Here is a 19,046-nt window from a genome sequence, read left to right on the forward strand (position 1 = left end):
CCGCATGAATATTTCTAAATTTTTTATTGATCGCCCGATCTTTGCTGGGGTGCTGTCCGTCCTGATTCTACTGGCGGGCTTACTCTCGCTGTTCCAACTGCCTATTTCTGAATATCCAGAAGTGGTGCCCCCCTCTGTCGTAGTGCGTGCCCAATATCCGGGTGCTAACCCTAAAGTGATCGCTGAAACCGTTGCCTCTCCATTGGAAGAATCCATCAATGGTGTAGAGAACATGCTGTATATGCAGTCTCAGGCCAATAGCGATGGCAACCTGACCATTACCGTCAATTTCAAGCTCGGGATTGATCCCGATAAAGCCCAGCAACTGGTCCAGAATCGGGTTTCTCAAGCCCTGCCACGTTTGCCGGAAGATGTACAACGTCTCGGTGTGACTACGCTGAAAAGCTCGCCAACCTTAACCATGGTGGTGCATCTGACCTCACCAGACAATCGCTATGACATGACCTACTTGCGTAACTATGCCGTACTCAATGTCAAAGACCGTCTGGCACGCCTACAAGGTGTGGGTGAAGTCGGTCTGTTTGGTTCGGGTGATTACGCCATGCGGGTGTGGTTAGATCCACAAAAGGTGGCGCAACGTAACCTCACCGCCACTGAAATTGTGAATGCCATTCGTGAACAGAATATTCAAGTGGCTGCAGGAACCATTGGTGCAGCGCCGAACAATTCACCTTTACAGCTCTCGGTGAATGCACAAGGTCGTTTAAGTACCGAACAGGAATTTGCCGATATTATTTTAAAAACGGCAGCAGATGGTGCAGTGACGCGTTTGGGTGATGTCGCGCGTGTTGAACTTGCCGCTTCACAATATGGCTTGCGTTCATTACTGGACAATAAACAGGCGGTGGCGATTCCAATTTTCCAAGCACCGGGTGCCAATGCCTTACAGGTCTCTGACCAAGTGCGTAGCACCATGGCGGAACTGTCCAAAGATTTTCCATCTTCGATTAAATACGACATTGTTTACGACCCCACCCAATTTGTACGCTCAAGTATTAAAGCGGTGATTCATACCCTGCTTGAAGCGATTGCACTGGTGGTTGTGGTGGTGATCCTGTTCTTACAAACATGGCGCGCCTCAATTATTCCGTTACTGGCAGTGCCTGTTTCCATCATTGGTACTTTCGCCTTGATGCTGGCCTTTGGTTATTCCATCAATGCCCTGTCACTGTTCGGGATGGTACTCGCCATCGGGATCGTGGTCGATGATGCCATCGTGGTGGTGGAGAATGTCGAGCGGAATATTGAAGCAGGACTCAGTCCAAGAGATGCGACTTACCGTGCCATGCGTGAAGTCAGTGGACCGATCATTGCCATCGCATTAACCTTGGTTGCGGTGTTCGTCCCGCTGGCCTTTATGACGGGTTTAACAGGGCAATTCTATAAACAGTTCGCCATGACCATTGCCATCTCCACCGTGATTTCAGCATTCAACTCCCTCACCTTGTCTCCTGCGTTGGCCGCCATGTTGCTGAAAGGTCATGATGCCAAACCAGACTTCCTGACTCGTGTGATGAACCGTGTCTTCGGACGCTTCTTTGCCTTGTTTAACCGCGTATTCTCACGCGCATCGGATCAATATGGTCGTGGCGTTAGCCGGGTGATTTCCCATAAAGCCTCAGCGATGGGTGTTTATGCAGCTTTACTTGGACTGACCATCGGGATTTCTTATATCGTTCCGGGTGGCTTTGTGCCCGCACAAGATAAGCAATATCTGATTAGCTTTGCCCAATTACCGAATGGTGCCTCACTAGATCGAACCGAAACCGTGATCCGTAAAATGAGTGATGCGGCACTGAAACAGCCCGGTGTCGAAAGTGCGGTGGCTTTCCCAGGTTTATCGATTAATGGTTTTACCAACAGTTCCAGTGCAGGGATTGTGTTTGTGACCTTAAAACCATTTGCAGAACGTAAAGCGGCTGATCTTTCTGCCAATGCCATAGCAGGTGCTTTGAATCAGAAATACGCCGCGATTCAAGATGCTTATATTGCAGTATTTCCACCACCACCAGTGATGGGTCTCGGCACCATGGGCGGCTTTAAACTGCAGCTGGAAGATCGCGGTGCTTTAGGCTATGCCGAATTGAATAACGCCGCGCAATCCTTTATGAAGGCAGCACAATCTGCACCTGAATTGGGGCCAATGTTCTCCAGTTATCAAATCAATGTGCCGCAATTGAATGTTGATCTGGATCGGGTCAAAGCCAAGCAACAAGGCGTTGCCGTGACTGATGTATTTAATACCATGCAGATTTATCTGGGTTCACAATATGTGAATGACTTTAACCGCTTTGGTCGTGTCTATCAGGTACGTGCCCAAGCCGATGCGCCGTTCCGTGCCAATCCTGAAGATATTTTACAGCTTAAAACCCGTAACAATGCAGGGCAAATGGTACCGCTGTCGTCTCTGGTCAATGTCACTCAAACCTATGGCCCAGAAATGGTGGTGCGCTATAACGGCTATACCGCAGCCGATATTAACGGTGGACCTGCACCGGGTTATTCATCCAGCCAAGCCGAAGCAGCAGTTGAGCGGATTGCCGCTGAAACCTTACCGCGTGGGGTGAAATTTGAATGGACCGATCTGACCTATCAAAAGATCTTGGCAGGTAATGCCGGATTGTGGGTGTTCCCGATCAGTGTATTGCTAGTGTTCTTGGTTTTGGCAGCGCAATATGAAAGTCTGACCTTGCCATTGGCTGTGATTTTAATTGTACCGATGGGTATCTTGGCTGCACTGACCGGGGTTTGGCTCACAGGCGGTGATAACAACATCTTTACCCAGATTGGCTTGATGGTACTGGTCGGACTGGCCTGTAAGAATGCCATCTTGATCGTGGAATTTGCCCGAGAACTGGAAATGCAAGGCGCGACTGCATTCAATGCTGCAGTTGAAGCCAGCCGTTTACGTCTGCGTCCGATTCTAATGACTTCAATCGCCTTCATTATGGGTGTAGTTCCACTGGTCACATCAACAGGCGCAGGTGCTGAAATGCGCCATGCCATGGGCGTTGCAGTATTCTTTGGCATGATTGGGGTTACCTTCTTTGGTTTGTTCCTGACCCCTGCCTTCTATGTATTGATTCGTACCCTGAATAGCAAACATAAACTGCATTCAGCCGCTGTGCATGAAGCACCTCTGCACAGTTCACACGATCACTAAGGAGCAGAATATGACAGGATTCAAACCACACTGGATACTCTCCTCACTAATGGGAAGCCTGCTACTTGCAGGCTGCTCATTGGCACCAGAATATCAACCTGCCAAGCTGGTTATTCCACTGCAATTCAAGGAAGCGGATGCCCAATTGAATGATCCCAACTGGACCGTCGCGCAACCTGCCGATGCGCAGTCTCGCGGTGAATGGTGGCGTATTTTTAATGATCCGCAATTGAATGATCTGGAGCAACAGGCCATTGCGGGGAACCAGAATTTAAAAGCCGCAGCGGCCAATATTCAGGCCTCACGTGCTTTAAGGTCTGCTGCACAAGCTGAACGCTTACCTAGTATTGGCGCAGGTTTTGGACCCACCCGTCAGAAGCCCTCACCTGCATCTTTAGGACTTGATTCGGATGCATCCACATCTGCACGTACCTTATGGCGGGCGCAAGCCAATGTCTCCTATGAACTGGATCTATTTGGACGGGTTGCCAGCAGTATCAATGCAGCGACCGCAGATGTACAGCAACAGGAAGCCTTGTATCATTCTGCACTGTTAGCCTTGCAAGCAGATGTGGCACAGGCGTACTTTCTGATTCGTCAATTCGATGCTGAACAAGCCATCTATACGCAAAACATCAAGTTACTGACAGAGAATCAAAATTTGATTCAAGCACGTTATCGCAATGGATTGGTCAGTAATCTGGATGTTTCTCGTGCGCAAACGGAACTCTCAACCGCCCAAAGCACTGCACTCAGCATTACACGGAATCGCGCCAGTACCGAACATGCATTGGCAGTATTACTCGGCAAACCACCTGCCGAATTTAGCTTAGCGACTCAACCCTTGTCTGCTGCAGCGATTCGTCTACCTGCGGGTTTACCTTCGAGCTTGCTTGAACGTCGTCCCGATATCGCTGCCGCAGAACGTGCCATGGCCGCCGATAATGCACGGATTGGTATTGCCCGTGCTGCCTTTTTCCCCAAACTAGATCTCACTGGTGCGCTGGGTTATGAATCAGCAAGTTTAGGAGATTTGGGAAAATGGTCGAGTCGAACTTTTTTACTCGGCCCTGTTGCGGGCACAATTTTGTCTTTACCATTATTTGATGGTGGACAACGTAAGGCAGGCGTTGCTCAGGCACGTGCAGGCTATGAACAGAGTGTCGCCAATTATCGGCAGACCGTACTAAATGCTTTCCGTGAAGTTGAAAATGGTTTGTCTGATCAGCGTATTCTGGATCAGCAAATACAGGCTCAGGGTCAAGCACTTGCATCATCCCGACATGCCAATCAGCTTTCACATTTACGTTATCGTGAAGGCAGCATTAGTTATCTGGATGTGATTGATTCGGATCGGAGTATCTTGCAGCAAGAGCAACTCGCTGCACAGCTTCATGGCAGTCAAATGATTGCTAGTGTAGATCTTATTCGAGCTTTAGGTGGTGGTTGGCATACTGGCCAAGTGGAGCTGGTACGGCAATAAGGCTTAAATTGGGAAAATATACATGGATGTAGATTTTCTCGGTTATATTGAGTAATTTAAATTTTATCTCAGCCTTCCTCAATCCTCACACATTCAAGAAAATGATCTGTTAGAAATATTTGAAAGGATACAATTCATATAAATCTTTAGATATCGTACTCATTGTTTGCTTAAATTTTTCTTGTTGATCTTTGCTTAAATTTTCATTTTTATCTAGTGCTTGTTCAAGTGCTTGATAGTGAAATGCCATTGTCAAAAAGTCTTTAAAGTTGATATTCAAACTTAAAAATTGATCAATACTCTGATACTCCCCTTGATTGTGATCATAAAACAATACTGATGGACTTTCTTCTTGATCTAAGAACCACTTGTCGCCTTGACCAGTGCAACCTATCCCCCACAGCTGTTGGGCAATTTTTGGATATTTTTCTTGGAGATGGTGATTCTCTTTTAAAGATTCTTCATATCCCCAAATGATAATATCGGGAATAATTTCATTGTTTTTAAACTTCTCCAAAAACTCAATATAGTCTTTATCGAGCGTTAAGACATGATTCATTCTTTTTATGATTTGATTTCTTTTTTCCAAATTTTCTTCAATCGCTTGACCTAAACTCATCGTCAATAGCCTTGCTTCACCTTTCAACATAGCTTATCAATTTTTTTAAGTGTTTAAACTTTTAATAAAGCAATATTCATCACTACCCTCCAACAATTCTGGATGAAAATCAACAAAATAGTCCATCGTATCTGTTAATATTGCATAAAAAATGGATTCTTGCTCTATCTCTTTAGATAATCCTAAAAGAATATTGTACAAACCATTTTTATCTAAAAAATTATTATCTTTTACTTCTATTAAAAAAATAAAAAAAAGCGTTATATCTTCGTATTCGTTCAAACTTTTCAAATAACTTTCTATATATTTTTTAATCTTAAAGTTCATTCTTCGGAATCCAATACTCTATATCTTCACAAGCTCTTTCTAAATCATCCATATCATCTTCTCCTAAACTAGTATCAAATTTGCTAGACAAAGTTTTTCTAATACCTGCTAGTCTTTCACAAATATTATTATCATCTATAAATTTAGTAGTTTCATTTGCATACTCAACATAAGAGTCAGGTAAGGTTTCAGCATAATGGGACCCCATCTTATGCAATGAAATTAGTATATACTCTACCTCTTTTAAGACCTCTACCATTTCATCACCTGAATAAGTTAAGGTTTTATTAACTTCCAACATAATACCTCCTTTAAAGAAAGCTCTACCCTTCATATCGACAAAAAACCCAACCTTTGTATGAAAGCAACTTTCCTATTGGTTTTTCTGACTTTTCTAAAGAAATTTTTTGTTTTAAAAACCGTGGATAAGCTGCCATTATTTCTGTAACAGCAATATCAATTATTTCATAATCTTCATCTTTGGGTTCTACATCTAAATACCCATAAATAAATATAGTTTCATCATTAAAGTCGAATGCTACTGCTCTTACATTATTTGCAATAGCACCTAAAAAGCTTTTAAAAACGACCAACTTCAGGTTATTAGCATTCATTTCAAAAAAATCAATCATAAATAAAAACCTTTAAAATTAAAAAACATCATTTTCATATATTTTTTGTTATTAAACCCTCAATTATTTCTTCGTATGCTTCTTTGATACTACTTATATTACTATCCTTCCCTATCATGAGCAGTCTATCTATTAAATCCTTCCTCTCAAATCTAACCAACAATTCATACAAATAATTAAATGTGTAGTAGTCAAAAAAACATTTACCTCCAGAGTTTTCAACAAAGCCAACCAAAATACGATCAACTTCTTTTTTATAAAAACTCACTACTTCTTTAGTTAGTATCGTATTAACTATCACTCTTTCCTCATCACTACCATCAACAGAAATATTTAAAACACACTCCATCAAACTTACATTAGAATCATACAATGTAAAGCTATCCCTAATAATGGTCAAAACAGAACACCTTACGTCTTTACTTTTATCATTTAAAAGAGAAAGATAATTATCACAAGTTAATCTATTCGCTAATATTTTAGAATTTTCATAATACTTTCCTATTCTATGCGAAAATATAGAATAACCTTCAGAAAGAACATTACCATCACCATTTACAATTGCATATTGAAGCTCACTGTATTCACATATATTTTGATTAATTAAATACAGAACTCCATTCTCGTCAACCTCCACTACAATCCACCTTAAAATTACAAAGAATTTATTTTTTAATTAATCAACAATTAAATAGCCGTATTTATAAAAATTTGCTAAAAACCAATAAAAATATTTAAACAATCAACTTAAAATTTTAACCACCATCACCTCATTCCGATCGACCATCAAATACCTTGCATAAAAATCAATCCCTAGCACCTTTCCTGTTCCATTCAAATATTCCTTTTTAATTAGGAACTCATCAACCCTTTTAACTAGGTTACAATTATCCAAGAAATTCTCAGGGAAATTAAGATATATATTTCCGTAATAATTATTTACAAAATCCAAAGGAAAAACATATTTAACCTTATCACCAACCATTTTATCTGAAAAAAAAACAAAAACCAGAAAAACCACTTCTGAATAAATTTAGGTTTTCATAAAAAAAATCCTTATACTTTGAAACATCATAATAATAAAGACTCTTACCAATATAAAACTTTTCACTGTAAAATTTACTTTTATTGTAATTCAAATATTTATTTTGACCAAAAACACCTTTAAAATCCAAAATTTTTTCCAAAAAATCAAAATCATTAATTTTTACAGAATAATTAACTAAAAAATTTTCTTTCAAAAAATATTTATTAATTTCTAAATCAAAAAAATTATCCTTCTCACCAATAACAATAACTCCAGAGTTACTTCTAAAATTATCGGGTATATCGATAAAATCCGGAACAGTATAAAAATAAAACTTTAACATCCACATTCATCTCAAAAATCAATCCAACACTATAAAGTTATTTATTTTTAAAAATACTCCAAGCCAGTTTATAAAACTTAAGTTACAGCTGCTCATCACTTACCATTAAATTACAAAAACCTAATTATTCAAAAATTCACTGATTAAAAATTTATAACTAACACTTTTTATCCCACCAATCCAGTAATGTTTCATCATCAAAATCTTCATAATTCTTATAAATATTAGTAAAAGCCCAGTTATTACCTGATATTTCACTGAAGTTTATAAAAAAACTATTTACTCTTTGGATACCTTGAGTTGAGGAAACAGTAATAGCCATATTATTCCCACTCAAACCATCTATAGTTCCTTCTAAATAGTCTAAAAGTTCATTCTTAAAATCTTCATAATCCTCAAGAGTTAAATTCGCCTCATAAATATGTATATTAAAATTCCCACCTCGATGTATAACCTTTACGGGTTCTTCGCTATTAAAAAATTTAAAAATATCACCTTTTGCTAAATTTAGAGCTAAGCCTGGGGCAGATAGTAGCTTATAAGTGTTTACATCTATATCTTCTACAAGAACTTCCTCTGCTTTAGTATTACCAGAGCTAGTTTTTCCTGCATAAATATTTAAAGTTTTAAAATCATCTTCCATATGGTGCTCCACAACTACCTCTCTCTTTACAAGACATACCTTCTTTTACATAACCACTATTTCCAGCACTTAAATTACACGCTGCGCCTTCTAGCGCTGTATTTCCATCACTTAAATTTCCTCCCTTAGATGTTGGAACTTTCGTATGACCTAAATGCATATCATCTGGGTTAGTTGAAGTTTGACCACAACGCCAACAAGTATAAACACCATTATTGTTAGAATTATCTTCATCTAACAACTTTTGTCGGACTTTAGGTTGCCCACTTCGAGAACCTCCGCCAATTTTACTATCTGCTACTTCTTGAGCAGTGGCATTATGACTATCTTTCAAAGCATATTTAGATGGTTTTTTCTTCACCAAACCTAATGGATCAATCCAACTTACAGGATTTGGCGCGTAAGCATAAACGTTATTACCGCCCAATAACCCAATCGGATCTTTAGAGATAAAACGTCCTACATAAGGCGAATAATATCGATAACGATTGTAATGTAAACCTGTTTCTTCATCAAAATACTGCCCTTGGAAGCGGATATTATTGGTGACGATTTCTGAATTTTCAAAAAAGTTAGATGCGGACTTTGCTGATACGCGCTCACCCCACGCCTTATATTCAGCTTTCCAGACCATTTGACCTTGAGCATCACTCATCTCCTGAGGCGTACCTAAATGATCGCAATGATAGAAACAAATATCATCTAAAGATTTTGCTGGAGCAGTCTTACGCCATAAAGGATCTTTGGCAATATGATAAGGCTGATCTGTCCAATCAGGTGTTTGTACAAGCTCAATCGGTTCACGATAGATTGCTTGCAATAGAGGGACAAAACTATCCTTCTCATACACATAATGCTTGGTGATCTGATCATTGGATTCAAAGGCCAAAGTATTGCCATCCCAGCCATAAATCACATTCTGCTCTTCACCTGTATGATGGTGTTTACTGCGCTTTTGAATACGTCGTCCTAAAGCATCATAACGATACTCCGCAGTGTATTCTGTATTACGACTCTTGATTAACCGCCCACAAGCATCCCACTCAAGGTACAAGTCCCCTTTAGATGACTTTTGGCGCACCAATTGACCATAAGCATCGTACTGATATTGCTGATCTAAATATGCTTTAACAACATTATTCACCAAACGGTTATAACCATAAGCATGACTTTCTGTTGCGGCTGCATTCGGTTCTTGATGAAGATTTCGGTCAATAATGTTACTTGCAGGGTCAAAACTAAAGGTTTCTTTGCCCAACTTACTATTGGCTTCAAGTAAACGACCGACCGGATCGTATTTATACTGAATATTGCCACGGCGAGTATCTGCAATATTGAGCAATTGCCCCGTTTTATCGTACTGATATAAACGCTGAATCAACTGTTCAGTTTCTTGAATGGCATTGTTCTGTATTGCCTGCTGCGGCGAGGTATATGCAAATTCATGCCCATTCAGCACGCGCTGCTGAGTCAGACGCCCCAGCTCATCATAATGCTGCTCTTGGCTAATCCCGTTGGCATAGTGGCGAACAATCTCACGATGTAAATCGTCTCGTTCAAAACTGACAGTATCTTCACCATTCAGGAGCAAACCATGAACATGCCCACTGCCATAGGTTAACCAGTCGACCTGCTGCCCGTCTGGACGTGTGGTTTTAATTCGATCATTAATTTCATCATAACTGTGTTTCCACACCGCAGTTTTATGCGTTTGATGATCTTGATGATGCTCTCTCACCAGATTACCGACGACATCGTAATACCACTGGAGATTGCTCTCATTATTTTTAGCCTGAATCAATTGGCCATTATTGTTAAAGGCAAATTCTTCAACCTGTTTTTGTTCTAATTCCTGCTCGGTATAGCCATAGCCTGCCTGACGCTGTTCCAGTCGTCCCATGCTGTCAAATAGGAATTGTTGAATACGATCTTTCGGTGCAGCCCGATCTTTTAAGTCCTGCCCAAATGCAGAGGCCACCTCAATACTGCTGGACAAATTACCATCTGTTTCATCATATTTGTACAGGGTTTCTTTACCATCAAAATCAATTTCTTTAATCAGGCGACTGGCAACATCATAGAAAAATTCGTAGCTTGCCCCATTTTCATTGGTCAAACGTTTCAGACGATTCAGCTTGTCCCATTGATATTTCAACGTATGCTTCAAGGCATCCGTACGAGATGAAATCAGTCCTGCCGCGTCATATTGATATTGCGTGAGTTGTCCTTTGGCATCGACATGCGCCAATAAACGCCCTTCAGCATCATGGACAAAATGTTCTTCCGTGGCATCGGCATGTTTGATTTTTTCAAGCTGACCAAAAGCATTCAGTGGCAAACCTTGAATGATCGGTTCACGTTGTTCTGTGCTTAGATCACTATAGAAGTATTCAACCTTTTGTTTTAAGGCATTTTCAACTGATTTTACTCGCCCACGTTCATCATACTGCCATGTGGTGGTTTTGCCCGAACAGTCGGTATAACTGATCAGATTACCCTGATCATCATACTTTAACTGCTTGGAACCCCCTTTGGCATCTTTAATCGAAGTGAGTAAACCTAGACCATTGTAACTGTATTCTGTTACACGTTTTAGCGGATCGATTTCCTTACTGATATTGCCCTGAGCATCATACTCCTTAAACCAACGCCCTTGTTCAGCATCGACCATACCTGTTAATTGACGTTTGTCATCATAGGCATAATATAAATTTGAACCGTCAGGTTGGGTAACACTGACAATATTGCCACTTTCATCATATTCATAAATGGTTACCGCGGCGTCACGATCAACATGCTTGGTAACACGGGCAAAATCATCACGGAAGAACCATTCTTCCAATCCATCAGGATAAATGATGCGATAGGTATAGCCATCAATATCATAGTAATACCAAGTTTCTGCCCCATAGGCATCCGTTACATAGGTTAAACGGATATTTTCATCCCATGCCAGCCTGCTCTCAGAGCTGCCATCATCAGCCCATTCGTGAAAGGCCTTCGATGTGGGCTCAATCCCGTCATATTCCAGATTAATACCACGACCAGTCAGATCGGTATAACGGCTTAATAAATGATGCTCATATTGATAATGATAGCTTGCGCCATTTTCAGTAATGGCCTCGATTAAGTCGCCTTTATGGTTATAGTTATAACTCGCAAGCGGACGAAGCAATTGCCCATTTTCCACCAACCATGCATCGTCAATACGGCCTTGTGCATCGACTTGGAAAGCAACATGCGCCAATAATTTCTGCTTCTCTTTAATCAATACATCCGAAATAAATGAATGATCACCCGATTGATGGTCATAACGAACCGCTAAGGTCACCCCATTTTTATATTCAATCGCAGATAAGCGATAATAATCTTGATATTTTTCAAAAATATGCTTTTCTTCTTTTTGATAGGAAATCATCTGAATATGTTCAGAGATCACGCTATAGTAAAAATCTTCTGTTTGATTGTGAAAGCTTTCGCCCACTTTTAATTGAGGTAATTTGACAGGGCGTGCGTCTGGACCAATATATTCCAGCCCTGCCAACGGTTTGATATATGCGGCCTGTTGTTCCGTTTCCTCAATATATTCACTTTGCGGCACAATTCGGGTGGTAAAAGAGGTCAACCATCTTGCCCCGAACTCTGCTTGATCTAATTGATACAAGTTCGATGCATAGGTTCGATTTAAAATAAAACTTTCAATCGCAGACACATACGCATCCTGATGAGTTAAAAACTCAGTTCCCAATGCATAAGTAATATGTTTTTTAGTACCTGTTTTGGTCTTTCCACCACCTAAATTCAGTGGACATGACACTTCATTTGGATTGTTTTTAGCTTTGGCTTGGTGATTAGTTTTTTCCAGTTCCCCACTCGGTCGACTCTTCTCTTTTTTAGCGACCTGTTTCTGAGTAATATTGGCTGTGGCTTTTTTCTTTAATTTGAATTTTTGTACAGCTTTTAATAAGACATTCAATAACCAAGCAATACTCATTGCTTTGCCTGGATCGGCTAAAGTCATCAAGAACTGCGGCGCTTTTTTACCAAAACCACGAATCCCTGTAATAACCAGTTGAATCGGCTGTTTCGCACTTGCTGGCACAACCGATGAAACACCTTTGGCAACCGTGTTAATATTTTCCTTAACGCTCGCTTTCCATAAGTTCGTTAAACCATCTACAGCATTGTTGAAAGTAGCTTTCGGATTACGCTGTAAATTATCTAGATTGACTTTATTAAGTTGTTTCTGTGCTTGTTTGACATTACCTGCTGAACTAAAGACGTGACCATTTAATATTTTTTGTATGCCGTTGGCAAAATCATTACTGATGCTGGTGATTTTTGTTCCACAGTGCTGCATCATATCTTTGACAAGCGGTTGAGCTTTTGCCGCAAACTGATCGAGTTCACCTGCAATACGTTCATTTAAGTGATCACTTAAAATCACCAAAATGGTATCGGAAATGACCCCACCTGCTTTTTGACGAACCAGATTCAAAGTCGGTCTCAAGCTCATGCGCATTGTTGCCATGGTTGGCGGTACAGGAATAATACCAATCACATCTAAACCAAGATTCAGCCAATCCCCAAAACCCGGGTTTGGTTTTTTACTGATATCGATAACATCATAAACGGCATCCACCAAAGCAATCGCATTACCAATCACTGGAAGCGAGCCTGCTACACTTTTAATGGTATTTAAGTCGACATAGTCCTTGGTGTTCTTCTTCAACCATGAATTGATTTTATTCATACCTGCTTTGACATCAGCAGCATACATTTTGTTTAAAGGCACAACCGCAACTTGTCCAGTATTGGTTCTTACACTCTGTTTATTTTGCTGATTGTTGGTCTTCTTAGGTGGTGTCGCCATCTTTCATCATTCTCAAAGCTTAATTTTTAAAATCAAAACGCGTTAGATCGAACGGATCTTTGGTCTTTTTATCGCTTGCCATTAGGTTCTGTTGCGCACGCAATGGATTTTTTAACTGGGCTAGACTGTCCAAAGGACTGCCCATATTTTTCATCACTTTTTGCGCCAATGGGTTGTCCTTGACCTGATCAGCCAATAGCTTATTTGCTTGTTCCGTCAGGTTCGACTGAACCCCCTGCTGTAGCATTGGCAATAAAGCCTTTGCTCCACCCTCCTTCAACTGCTTTGCAGTCTCAAGTGTTTTTAACACTGAAGAAGGACTAGTAAAGGATTGACCTAAAGCATTCTTGGCGCTGCTAACCGCATTTTTTAGACCTGTTTCTGCTTTGCCGAATAAGGTTTGTGCATCAGGGTCATTTTCATTTGGCCACATTGGCGGGCGTTTAAAGTCACTGGATTCCGCCCACGGATCACGTTTATCATCTTCAAATACAACTTTTGCAGCACCCGTTGCCAGTCCAGAAACCCGTACAAAGCCTTTATCATCCAACTGACCAGAAAACTGCTGCCCCAGTGAATCAATAACCTGATAGCCGCCCTGTTTCACAAACTCACCATGTTTGTAATCGTGCAGCAATTCCAGTACCCCTTGCCCGCGTTTTGGTGGTGGTGGCAAACTGGATTGAGCGCTGACGCTTGAGCCGCTCATAAACAAATGCTGCCCCGCCTTCACCTCAAACTTGCCACCCGTCACAGGAAAAATACCTGAGCCATTCAGCTTGATTTGAGAACCGCCTGCGGTAATCACAATTTCTTTCGGACTGCTAATCTGAATCTGACTTTCAGTGGAAATGATCTGAATGCCTTGTTTGGCGAGCAAATCTAGTCCATCTGACTGAGCCTGAACCTCAAACTTGCCTTTGGCAGCCACCTGCTTAATCCCATTCTGTGCTGCAAACAGGCTAATTCGATTTTGAGCATGGCCAATCAGATTCTTCTGCGTACTCAGGTTAATACTATCGCCTGCAATCTGATTGATTTGCCCATCTGCAGACACATGAATATCTTCATTGCTGCTTAGGCCAATGCCTGCTGGCGAATGAAGCAACAACAATGCTTTATTAAATTTGGCAATCTTTGCTTCAATCTGTTCTGCAAACTCTTTTAACTGTTCTAAAGACTCAATTTCATCGGTTTGCTGATTTTTGGCGACTTCACTTAAAGCCTTGGCATTGTTCTGGTTGCCTTCTAGCTGTTGCTTGGCGGGTTCGGCATCGAGATGCTCTCCTTGCGCCTGATCCTGCTTTTGGGTACTGAGCAGTAAACCATTGCCTGCACGCACTGCCCCCCATTGATCGGTCCGTAGCTCAAAACCCTCACCCCGATCTTCACTTTCAGCCTTATCTTTTGGATGGCTGAGTTTACCCAGATTCAGTTGAGTGGCGGCATGGCTGCTTTGCAGTTGCGCACTGATTTGTCCTGTGGTGTCATCAAAACGCAACTGGTTAAACCCTTCACCTTGATACTCTTTGGATTTGATCCCTGCCAGTTTTTTGGTATCAGGTAGTTTACCGGCATGGTCAAACTTAGTCGGGCTACGCTGTGCTTCATGAATCCGCCCAACCACAAAGGGCCGATCAATATCGCCATCAAAGAAATCAATCACTACGATTTCACCAATCCTAGGCAAGAATCGTGCGCCGTAGCCTTCACCAGCCCACGGCGTTAATACATCGACCCATGCAGAGTCAGTATCGTTGTCATTGGCACCAGCGCCGCTATCATGACTGTGGTCATCTGCTCGGGTAAACAGGAAGCGAACTTTAATCCGTCCCCATTCATCCACATAAATTTCGTCACCGCTTGGCCCCACCACTTTGGCACGTTGTGGATGGGTCGCAGGCCGATGTTGTAACGGGTTATACTCAGGAACCAGACCAATATTGCGTCGTTGTAATATCAATTGATTGGCTTGGCGTTCATCCGAAACCGCATGCTGAAAAGGGCTGCTTTGCCAATTGCTTTGTTGAAGCAAAGCTGCGACTTGATCCGTTAAATCTTTAGGCAGGTTATTTTGGTTATAGAACGTTTTTGAACTGATCAGAAACTCTTTATCTGCACCCTGATGCTGATCAATTTCAGGATGTTCATTGAGCTCAAACCAATAGCCCACTGGGGTATCGCGAACGGTTGATGTCGCAACAAACTGCTTGGCCTGTGAATCATAAAACTGGCTCAGGTTCTGATTCAGTTTTTCAATTTGAGCATTGCCCGATTTAGTGCTGCCATCCTCCCCCTTTAAATCCTGAATCCAAGCAGGTGAAAAATGCCATGCTTGTTCTAAAGCAAGCTGCTGATTATCGTGTTGATCACTCTGATAATGTTTAATCTGAACACTGCCTGCCCCTTCTTCTTGTTCTAAGGCATCCGCTTGCCAACGCTGTACATGTACCGCACTTGGTTGCAGGGAACGCTGTGCCACAAATGCCGTGATGCTATCTTGTATTTCAGTCGCACTACTACGATGAAAACGAATATTACGGCGCTCTAGGGCCTTATATTGATTATTGTCATCAATGAGTCTGAGTTTCTGCGGCTGAATCTGTTCACTTGAACTAGATACTTTCAGCTGTGCTTCATCAATTAAAGTACTAATGCCTTCCGAAGCCAAAAGCCTTTGAATAAAGTCAAAATCTCGTTCATTATGTTGCATGATGAACGGCCTGACATCGTAGTCCTTAGTGAGTCCGCTTTTATCGAGAGTCAGGCTGGAAGCAAATAAGGGACTGCGTTGCTGCCATTCAGAAAAAATGGTCTGCACAACATCCACGACAGATTTCGCCATAAAAACACGGCTGTTACGACGATGCTTCCACAAGGCGGTCGGGTCTTGTACACCTAAACGATAAATGGTCAGCGAACCATCACTGGCCCCAATATCAGCTTGGGTAATAATACCTGAGATACGTGTCAGTTCCGCTTTATCGGTCACGATATCAATGGCCACCTGACTGCCAATAAAACTTTTTAAAGGAATAACCGCATTGGTTGAAAGACAGAGTAATTGTAGATCAATGCCATGATTGAGCTGATGCAGACCATCAATACGTTGTAAGAAAACTTGATTATTTAAAGATGTGTTGGAAAATTGGGCGTGAATCGCACGTTTTTGTGCTGTCAGGCCCAAGCTTTCTAAAGCTTGAAAGATATTATTCGCCATCTTTTTTTATAGATTATCTACTTAAATTTAGCGCATTTTACTCAAAATATCGTTTTAATGTCCATACAGAACCGTCTATTTATGACAATTTGCGTCACTTTTTTGTTTGTTTTATTTTAAAACTTCAAACCTTGCAATATGAATAGTCAGAATCAGAATTTGATTGATTCATTGTTTTAAATAATTAATCAGCTCTCTAAAACAAGTTAAACAGCTGATTAAGTCGAACTCAATGAAAATCAGTATCAACCGACAATATATACATCGCTCAATTATGTTGTCTTTGAGCTTTCAATAACTAAAAGTCAAAAGATGCCGAGAATAAGTAGGTGCGAGGTGCGCCTAGCATTAAACTGGTAAATTGAGGCATCGACCAATAGGCCTGATTGGTCAGGTTTTCTACACTTCCACGAAATGTCACAGGAAACTGAGCAATCTGAGTTGAATACCGTGCCCCAATGCTATACACCTCTCGGCCAGGAACTGAAATCGTATTGATACGATTGATATATTGTTTAGAGGCAGCAGTTGCATTTGCGGTTAAAGTCAGACCTGGTACATAGTCAATATCCCCTTCTAAACCTAATTTTGCTTGTAGCCTAGGTACACCTGTTGCCATATTACCAAGCTCATCTGGTTTTTGTGTTTTGGTCAGTTTAGGCTGGATATAAGTTACGCCCCCCATCACACGTAGCCCTTGTAAAGGTGCTCCCCAAAATCCCCATTCAATCCCACGATTTCTCTGCTCACCATCAATAGAGTAAATCGGCTTTTTACTGCTGTCCTGATTTGGAGTCGAATAACCACTCGGTGTTGTAATTTCATACACACTCAAGCTACTGCTAAAGCTTTCGACATCAAATTTAAGTCCGACTTCTTTTTGTTTGGTTTTATAGGGTGAAAAAATTTCACCATAATTTTCAAAATTTGAAGATGCAACACCACCTGAACTTAGACCTTCAATATAGTTGGCGTAAAAAGAAAGATGAGGATTGGCTTTGATCAATATCGCTGCAGCGGGTGTCCATGCACTTTTATCATATAGACCATTTAGGTTCCGTATGCCATTTGCGTTCAAACTTTCCGTAACGATATTTTGATGACGTATACCTAAAGTCAGCTGGAGCTGGTCTTGGGCAAAAGATAGGGTATCGGCTAGACCATAACTGGTTAAACGTTCTTTGTTGCTAAAGATCGGAGTAATGGCAGCTCGATCTGGCTTTACACCCCAATTGGGGTGATAGATATTGGTTAAGCGGTCGGTTTTAAAGCCTTGACGAATCCCGAACTCATCATCAAGCTCTCGATAGTGTGTTGCATTGAGGGATAGAGCATGCCCAATATTACCTGTATTGAACTTCCCACGTAGCCCCACTTCTGCTGACTTGCGTTCGTATTCAAAACCTAAGTGCGCAATATTAAACAGGATATCTCCGGCTTCATTCTGGATTTCACCTTTTGCTGCACCTAAAGTACTGTATTCGGTCTTACTCATGCCTGCGGCGGCATATCCCATCCATTCAGGGTTGAAATCATATTCCCCTCGTAACATGATTCCCTTATCTTTGGTGTCAAAAAAAGTCCAGGTTGGATTTAATAAGGTTTTAGGATTGGGTGGCTTGGGAACCTTCACCCCAGTTTTCAGTGTGACCCCACGATTGATACCGTCATTCTGATCTTGACTGGTATATAGATCTGCTGAAATTCGCGCTTGCTCACCTCGCCAATCCAGTCCCAAAGACATTAATTGCGTCTTTTTATCTTGATCATCTATTGCACCTTCACCATCCCGATAAACACCATTGAATCGAACACCAAAGGCCTGATCTTGGCCAAAGCGCCTACCGATATCCAGATGCCCACCAAATTGAGCATTAGACATATAGCTTGTGGTCAATCGATTGATTGGTGTATCCGTTGCCCGCTTAGGCACAAGATTGACATTGCCCCCCAATGTCCCGCCAGGTGGCATACCATTTAACATCGCCGAAGGTCCTTTTAATACATCAATCCGTTCAAACATTTCTGGCGATGCACGGTAAAGTGGAGCAATACCATATAGACCTCCAAAAGCAGTATCTTTACCTGCGGGCGTACTGCTGGAGTTAAAACCTCGGATGGTGTAGCTTTCCGCGATGACCCCAAAAGCACCCGTTGAATAGACAGAGGGATCAGTCGCAACAATCACATCAGTAATATCCCGTGCTTGCCGATCAGCAATATATTTCTCGGTATAGCTGATGACACTAAACGGAGTGTCCCGCAAGCTTTTATCGCCTAAAAAACCAATCTGGCCTTGCGATGCAATTTGCCCGCCTAAATCGTTCTGGTTTTCTTTATCGGCCTGAACCTGAATGGTGGCTAAGGTCGCGATGTTTTGATCTGTCTGTGCTATTTTTTCTAAATCCTCAGCATGCAGTGAGTTCAATGGAAAAAGTCCCAAACCCAGCATGATTTGACTGACAACCAAATGTTTTAATTTAAATTGGGGATGATCATTTCTACGTTGTTTAGATATACGGATACTTGGGTAAGGCATTGAATTTTTCATGGTTTTAAGCTCCTTTGGCTTTTTTTGAGCATGACTTTAGACCACACACTTTTTTTGATTAAAAAGTATGTTCATCAAGAAGATTTCAATCGGTGGTTTAGGCTTTAGACTGAAGCAAGCCTCGCAATGGGATGCGTTAAATTA

General features: G+C 41.4%; 12 protein-coding genes. 2 read left to right on the forward strand and 10 right to left on the reverse strand.

Annotation, left to right across the window (positions count from 1 at the left end; translation table 11 throughout):
* Nucleotides 1-4: 4 nt before the first annotated feature.
* On the forward strand, nt 5-3,184 hold the full coding sequence (gene adeG / locus A7P55_RS21620; protein ID WP_171553756.1) for a multidrug efflux RND transporter permease subunit AdeG: 3,180 nt from the start codon (nt 5-7) through the stop codon (nt 3,182-3,184).
* Between the two features lie 10 nt (nt 3,185-3,194).
* Nucleotides 3,195-4,667: an efflux transporter outer membrane subunit gene (locus A7P55_RS21625; RefSeq protein WP_171553757.1), complete on the forward strand. Its 1,473-nt coding sequence runs from the start codon at nt 3,195-3,197 to the stop codon at nt 4,665-4,667.
* A 109-nt stretch (nt 4,668-4,776) separates the two neighbouring features.
* On the opposite strand, the gene A7P55_RS21630 is transcribed toward A7P55_RS21625, so the two are convergent.
* The 10 genes from A7P55_RS21630 to A7P55_RS21675 all read right to left on the reverse strand — a co-directional run bounded on the left by A7P55_RS21630 (nt 4,777) and on the right by A7P55_RS21675 (nt 18,902).
* On the reverse strand, nt 4,777-5,286 hold the full coding sequence (locus tag A7P55_RS21630) for an SMI1/KNR4 family protein (RefSeq protein ID WP_171553758.1): 510 nt from the start codon (nt 5,284-5,286) through the stop codon (nt 4,777-4,779).
* A gap of 45 nt (nt 5,287-5,331) precedes the next feature.
* On the reverse strand, nt 5,332-5,613 hold the full coding sequence (locus tag A7P55_RS21635; protein WP_171553759.1) for a hypothetical protein: 282 nt from the start codon (nt 5,611-5,613) through the stop codon (nt 5,332-5,334).
* Nucleotides 5,603-5,914 (reverse strand): hypothetical protein, encoded by a 312-nt coding sequence (locus A7P55_RS21640; RefSeq protein WP_101237429.1) that lies wholly within the window; start codon nt 5,912-5,914, stop codon nt 5,603-5,605. The genes A7P55_RS21635 and A7P55_RS21640 overlap by 11 nt, the downstream gene beginning before the upstream one ends.
* Nucleotides 5,915-5,936: 22 nt before the next feature.
* Nucleotides 5,937-6,245, reverse strand: coding sequence for a hypothetical protein (locus A7P55_RS21645; RefSeq protein ID WP_216078133.1), 309 nt, complete (start codon nt 6,243-6,245; stop codon nt 5,937-5,939).
* Between the two features lie 34 nt (nt 6,246-6,279).
* The gene (locus A7P55_RS21650) at nt 6,280-6,882 is read right to left on the reverse strand and encodes a hypothetical protein (RefSeq protein ID WP_171553760.1); all 603 of its coding nucleotides are present in this window, start codon (nt 6,880-6,882) and stop codon (nt 6,280-6,282) included.
* A 349-nt stretch (nt 6,883-7,231) separates the two neighbouring features.
* Complete coding sequence (locus A7P55_RS22770; RefSeq protein ID WP_252727916.1) at nt 7,232-7,615, reverse strand: hypothetical protein; 384 nt, start codon at nt 7,613-7,615, stop codon at nt 7,232-7,234.
* 157 nt (nt 7,616-7,772) lie between these two features.
* Nucleotides 7,773-8,258: a DUF4265 domain-containing protein gene (locus A7P55_RS21660; RefSeq protein ID WP_171553761.1), complete on the reverse strand. Its 486-nt coding sequence runs from the start codon at nt 8,256-8,258 to the stop codon at nt 7,773-7,775.
* Nucleotides 8,248-13,131, reverse strand: coding sequence for an RHS repeat-associated core domain-containing protein (locus tag A7P55_RS21665; RefSeq protein WP_171553762.1), 4,884 nt, complete (start codon nt 13,129-13,131; stop codon nt 8,248-8,250). Before A7P55_RS21665 ends, A7P55_RS21660 begins: the two co-directional genes overlap by 11 nt.
* A 19-nt stretch (nt 13,132-13,150) precedes the next feature.
* The gene (locus tag A7P55_RS21670; RefSeq protein WP_171553763.1) at nt 13,151-16,351 is read right to left on the reverse strand and encodes a type VI secretion system Vgr family protein; all 3,201 of its coding nucleotides are present in this window, start codon (nt 16,349-16,351) and stop codon (nt 13,151-13,153) included.
* A 298-nt stretch (nt 16,352-16,649) separates the two neighbouring features.
* Nucleotides 16,650-18,902, reverse strand: coding sequence for a TonB-dependent siderophore receptor (locus A7P55_RS21675; protein ID WP_171553764.1), 2,253 nt, complete (start codon nt 18,900-18,902; stop codon nt 16,650-16,652).
* Nucleotides 18,903-19,046 lie beyond the last annotated feature (144 nt).

It is taken from the genome of Acinetobacter sp. Ac_5812, from assembly GCF_013072695.1.
GTDB lineage: Bacteria > Pseudomonadota > Gammaproteobacteria > Pseudomonadales > Moraxellaceae > Acinetobacter.

Coding starts and splice junctions, on each gene's coding strand:
- adeG (WP_171553756.1), top strand. CDS start 5: ATGAATATTTCTAAATTTTTTATTGATCGCCCGATCTTTGCTGGGGTG.
- A7P55_RS21625 (WP_171553757.1), top strand. CDS start 3,195: ATGACAGGATTCAAACCACACTGGATACTCTCCTCACTAATGGGAAGC.
- A7P55_RS21630 (WP_171553758.1), bottom strand. CDS start 5,286: ATGAGTTTAGGTCAAGCGATTGAAGAAAATTTGGAAAAAAGAAATCAA.
- A7P55_RS21635 (WP_171553759.1), bottom strand. CDS start 5,613: ATGAACTTTAAGATTAAAAAATATATAGAAAGTTATTTGAAAAGTTTG.
- A7P55_RS21640 (WP_101237429.1), bottom strand. CDS start 5,914: ATGTTGGAAGTTAATAAAACCTTAACTTATTCAGGTGATGAAATGGTA.
- A7P55_RS21645 (WP_216078133.1), bottom strand. CDS start 6,245: ATGATTGATTTTTTTGAAATGAATGCTAATAACCTGAAGTTGGTCGTT.
- A7P55_RS22770 (WP_252727916.1), bottom strand. CDS start 7,615: ATGTTAAAGTTTTATTTTTATACTGTTCCGGATTTTATCGATATACCC.
- A7P55_RS21660 (WP_171553761.1), bottom strand. CDS start 8,258: ATGGAAGATGATTTTAAAACTTTAAATATTTATGCAGGAAAAACTAGC.
- A7P55_RS21665 (WP_171553762.1), bottom strand. CDS start 13,131: ATGGCGACACCACCTAAGAAGACCAACAATCAGCAAAATAAACAGAGT.
- A7P55_RS21670 (WP_171553763.1), bottom strand. CDS start 16,351: ATGGCGAATAATATCTTTCAAGCTTTAGAAAGCTTGGGCCTGACAGCA.
- A7P55_RS21675 (WP_171553764.1), bottom strand. CDS start 18,902: ATGAAAAATTCAATGCCTTACCCAAGTATCCGTATATCTAAACAACGT.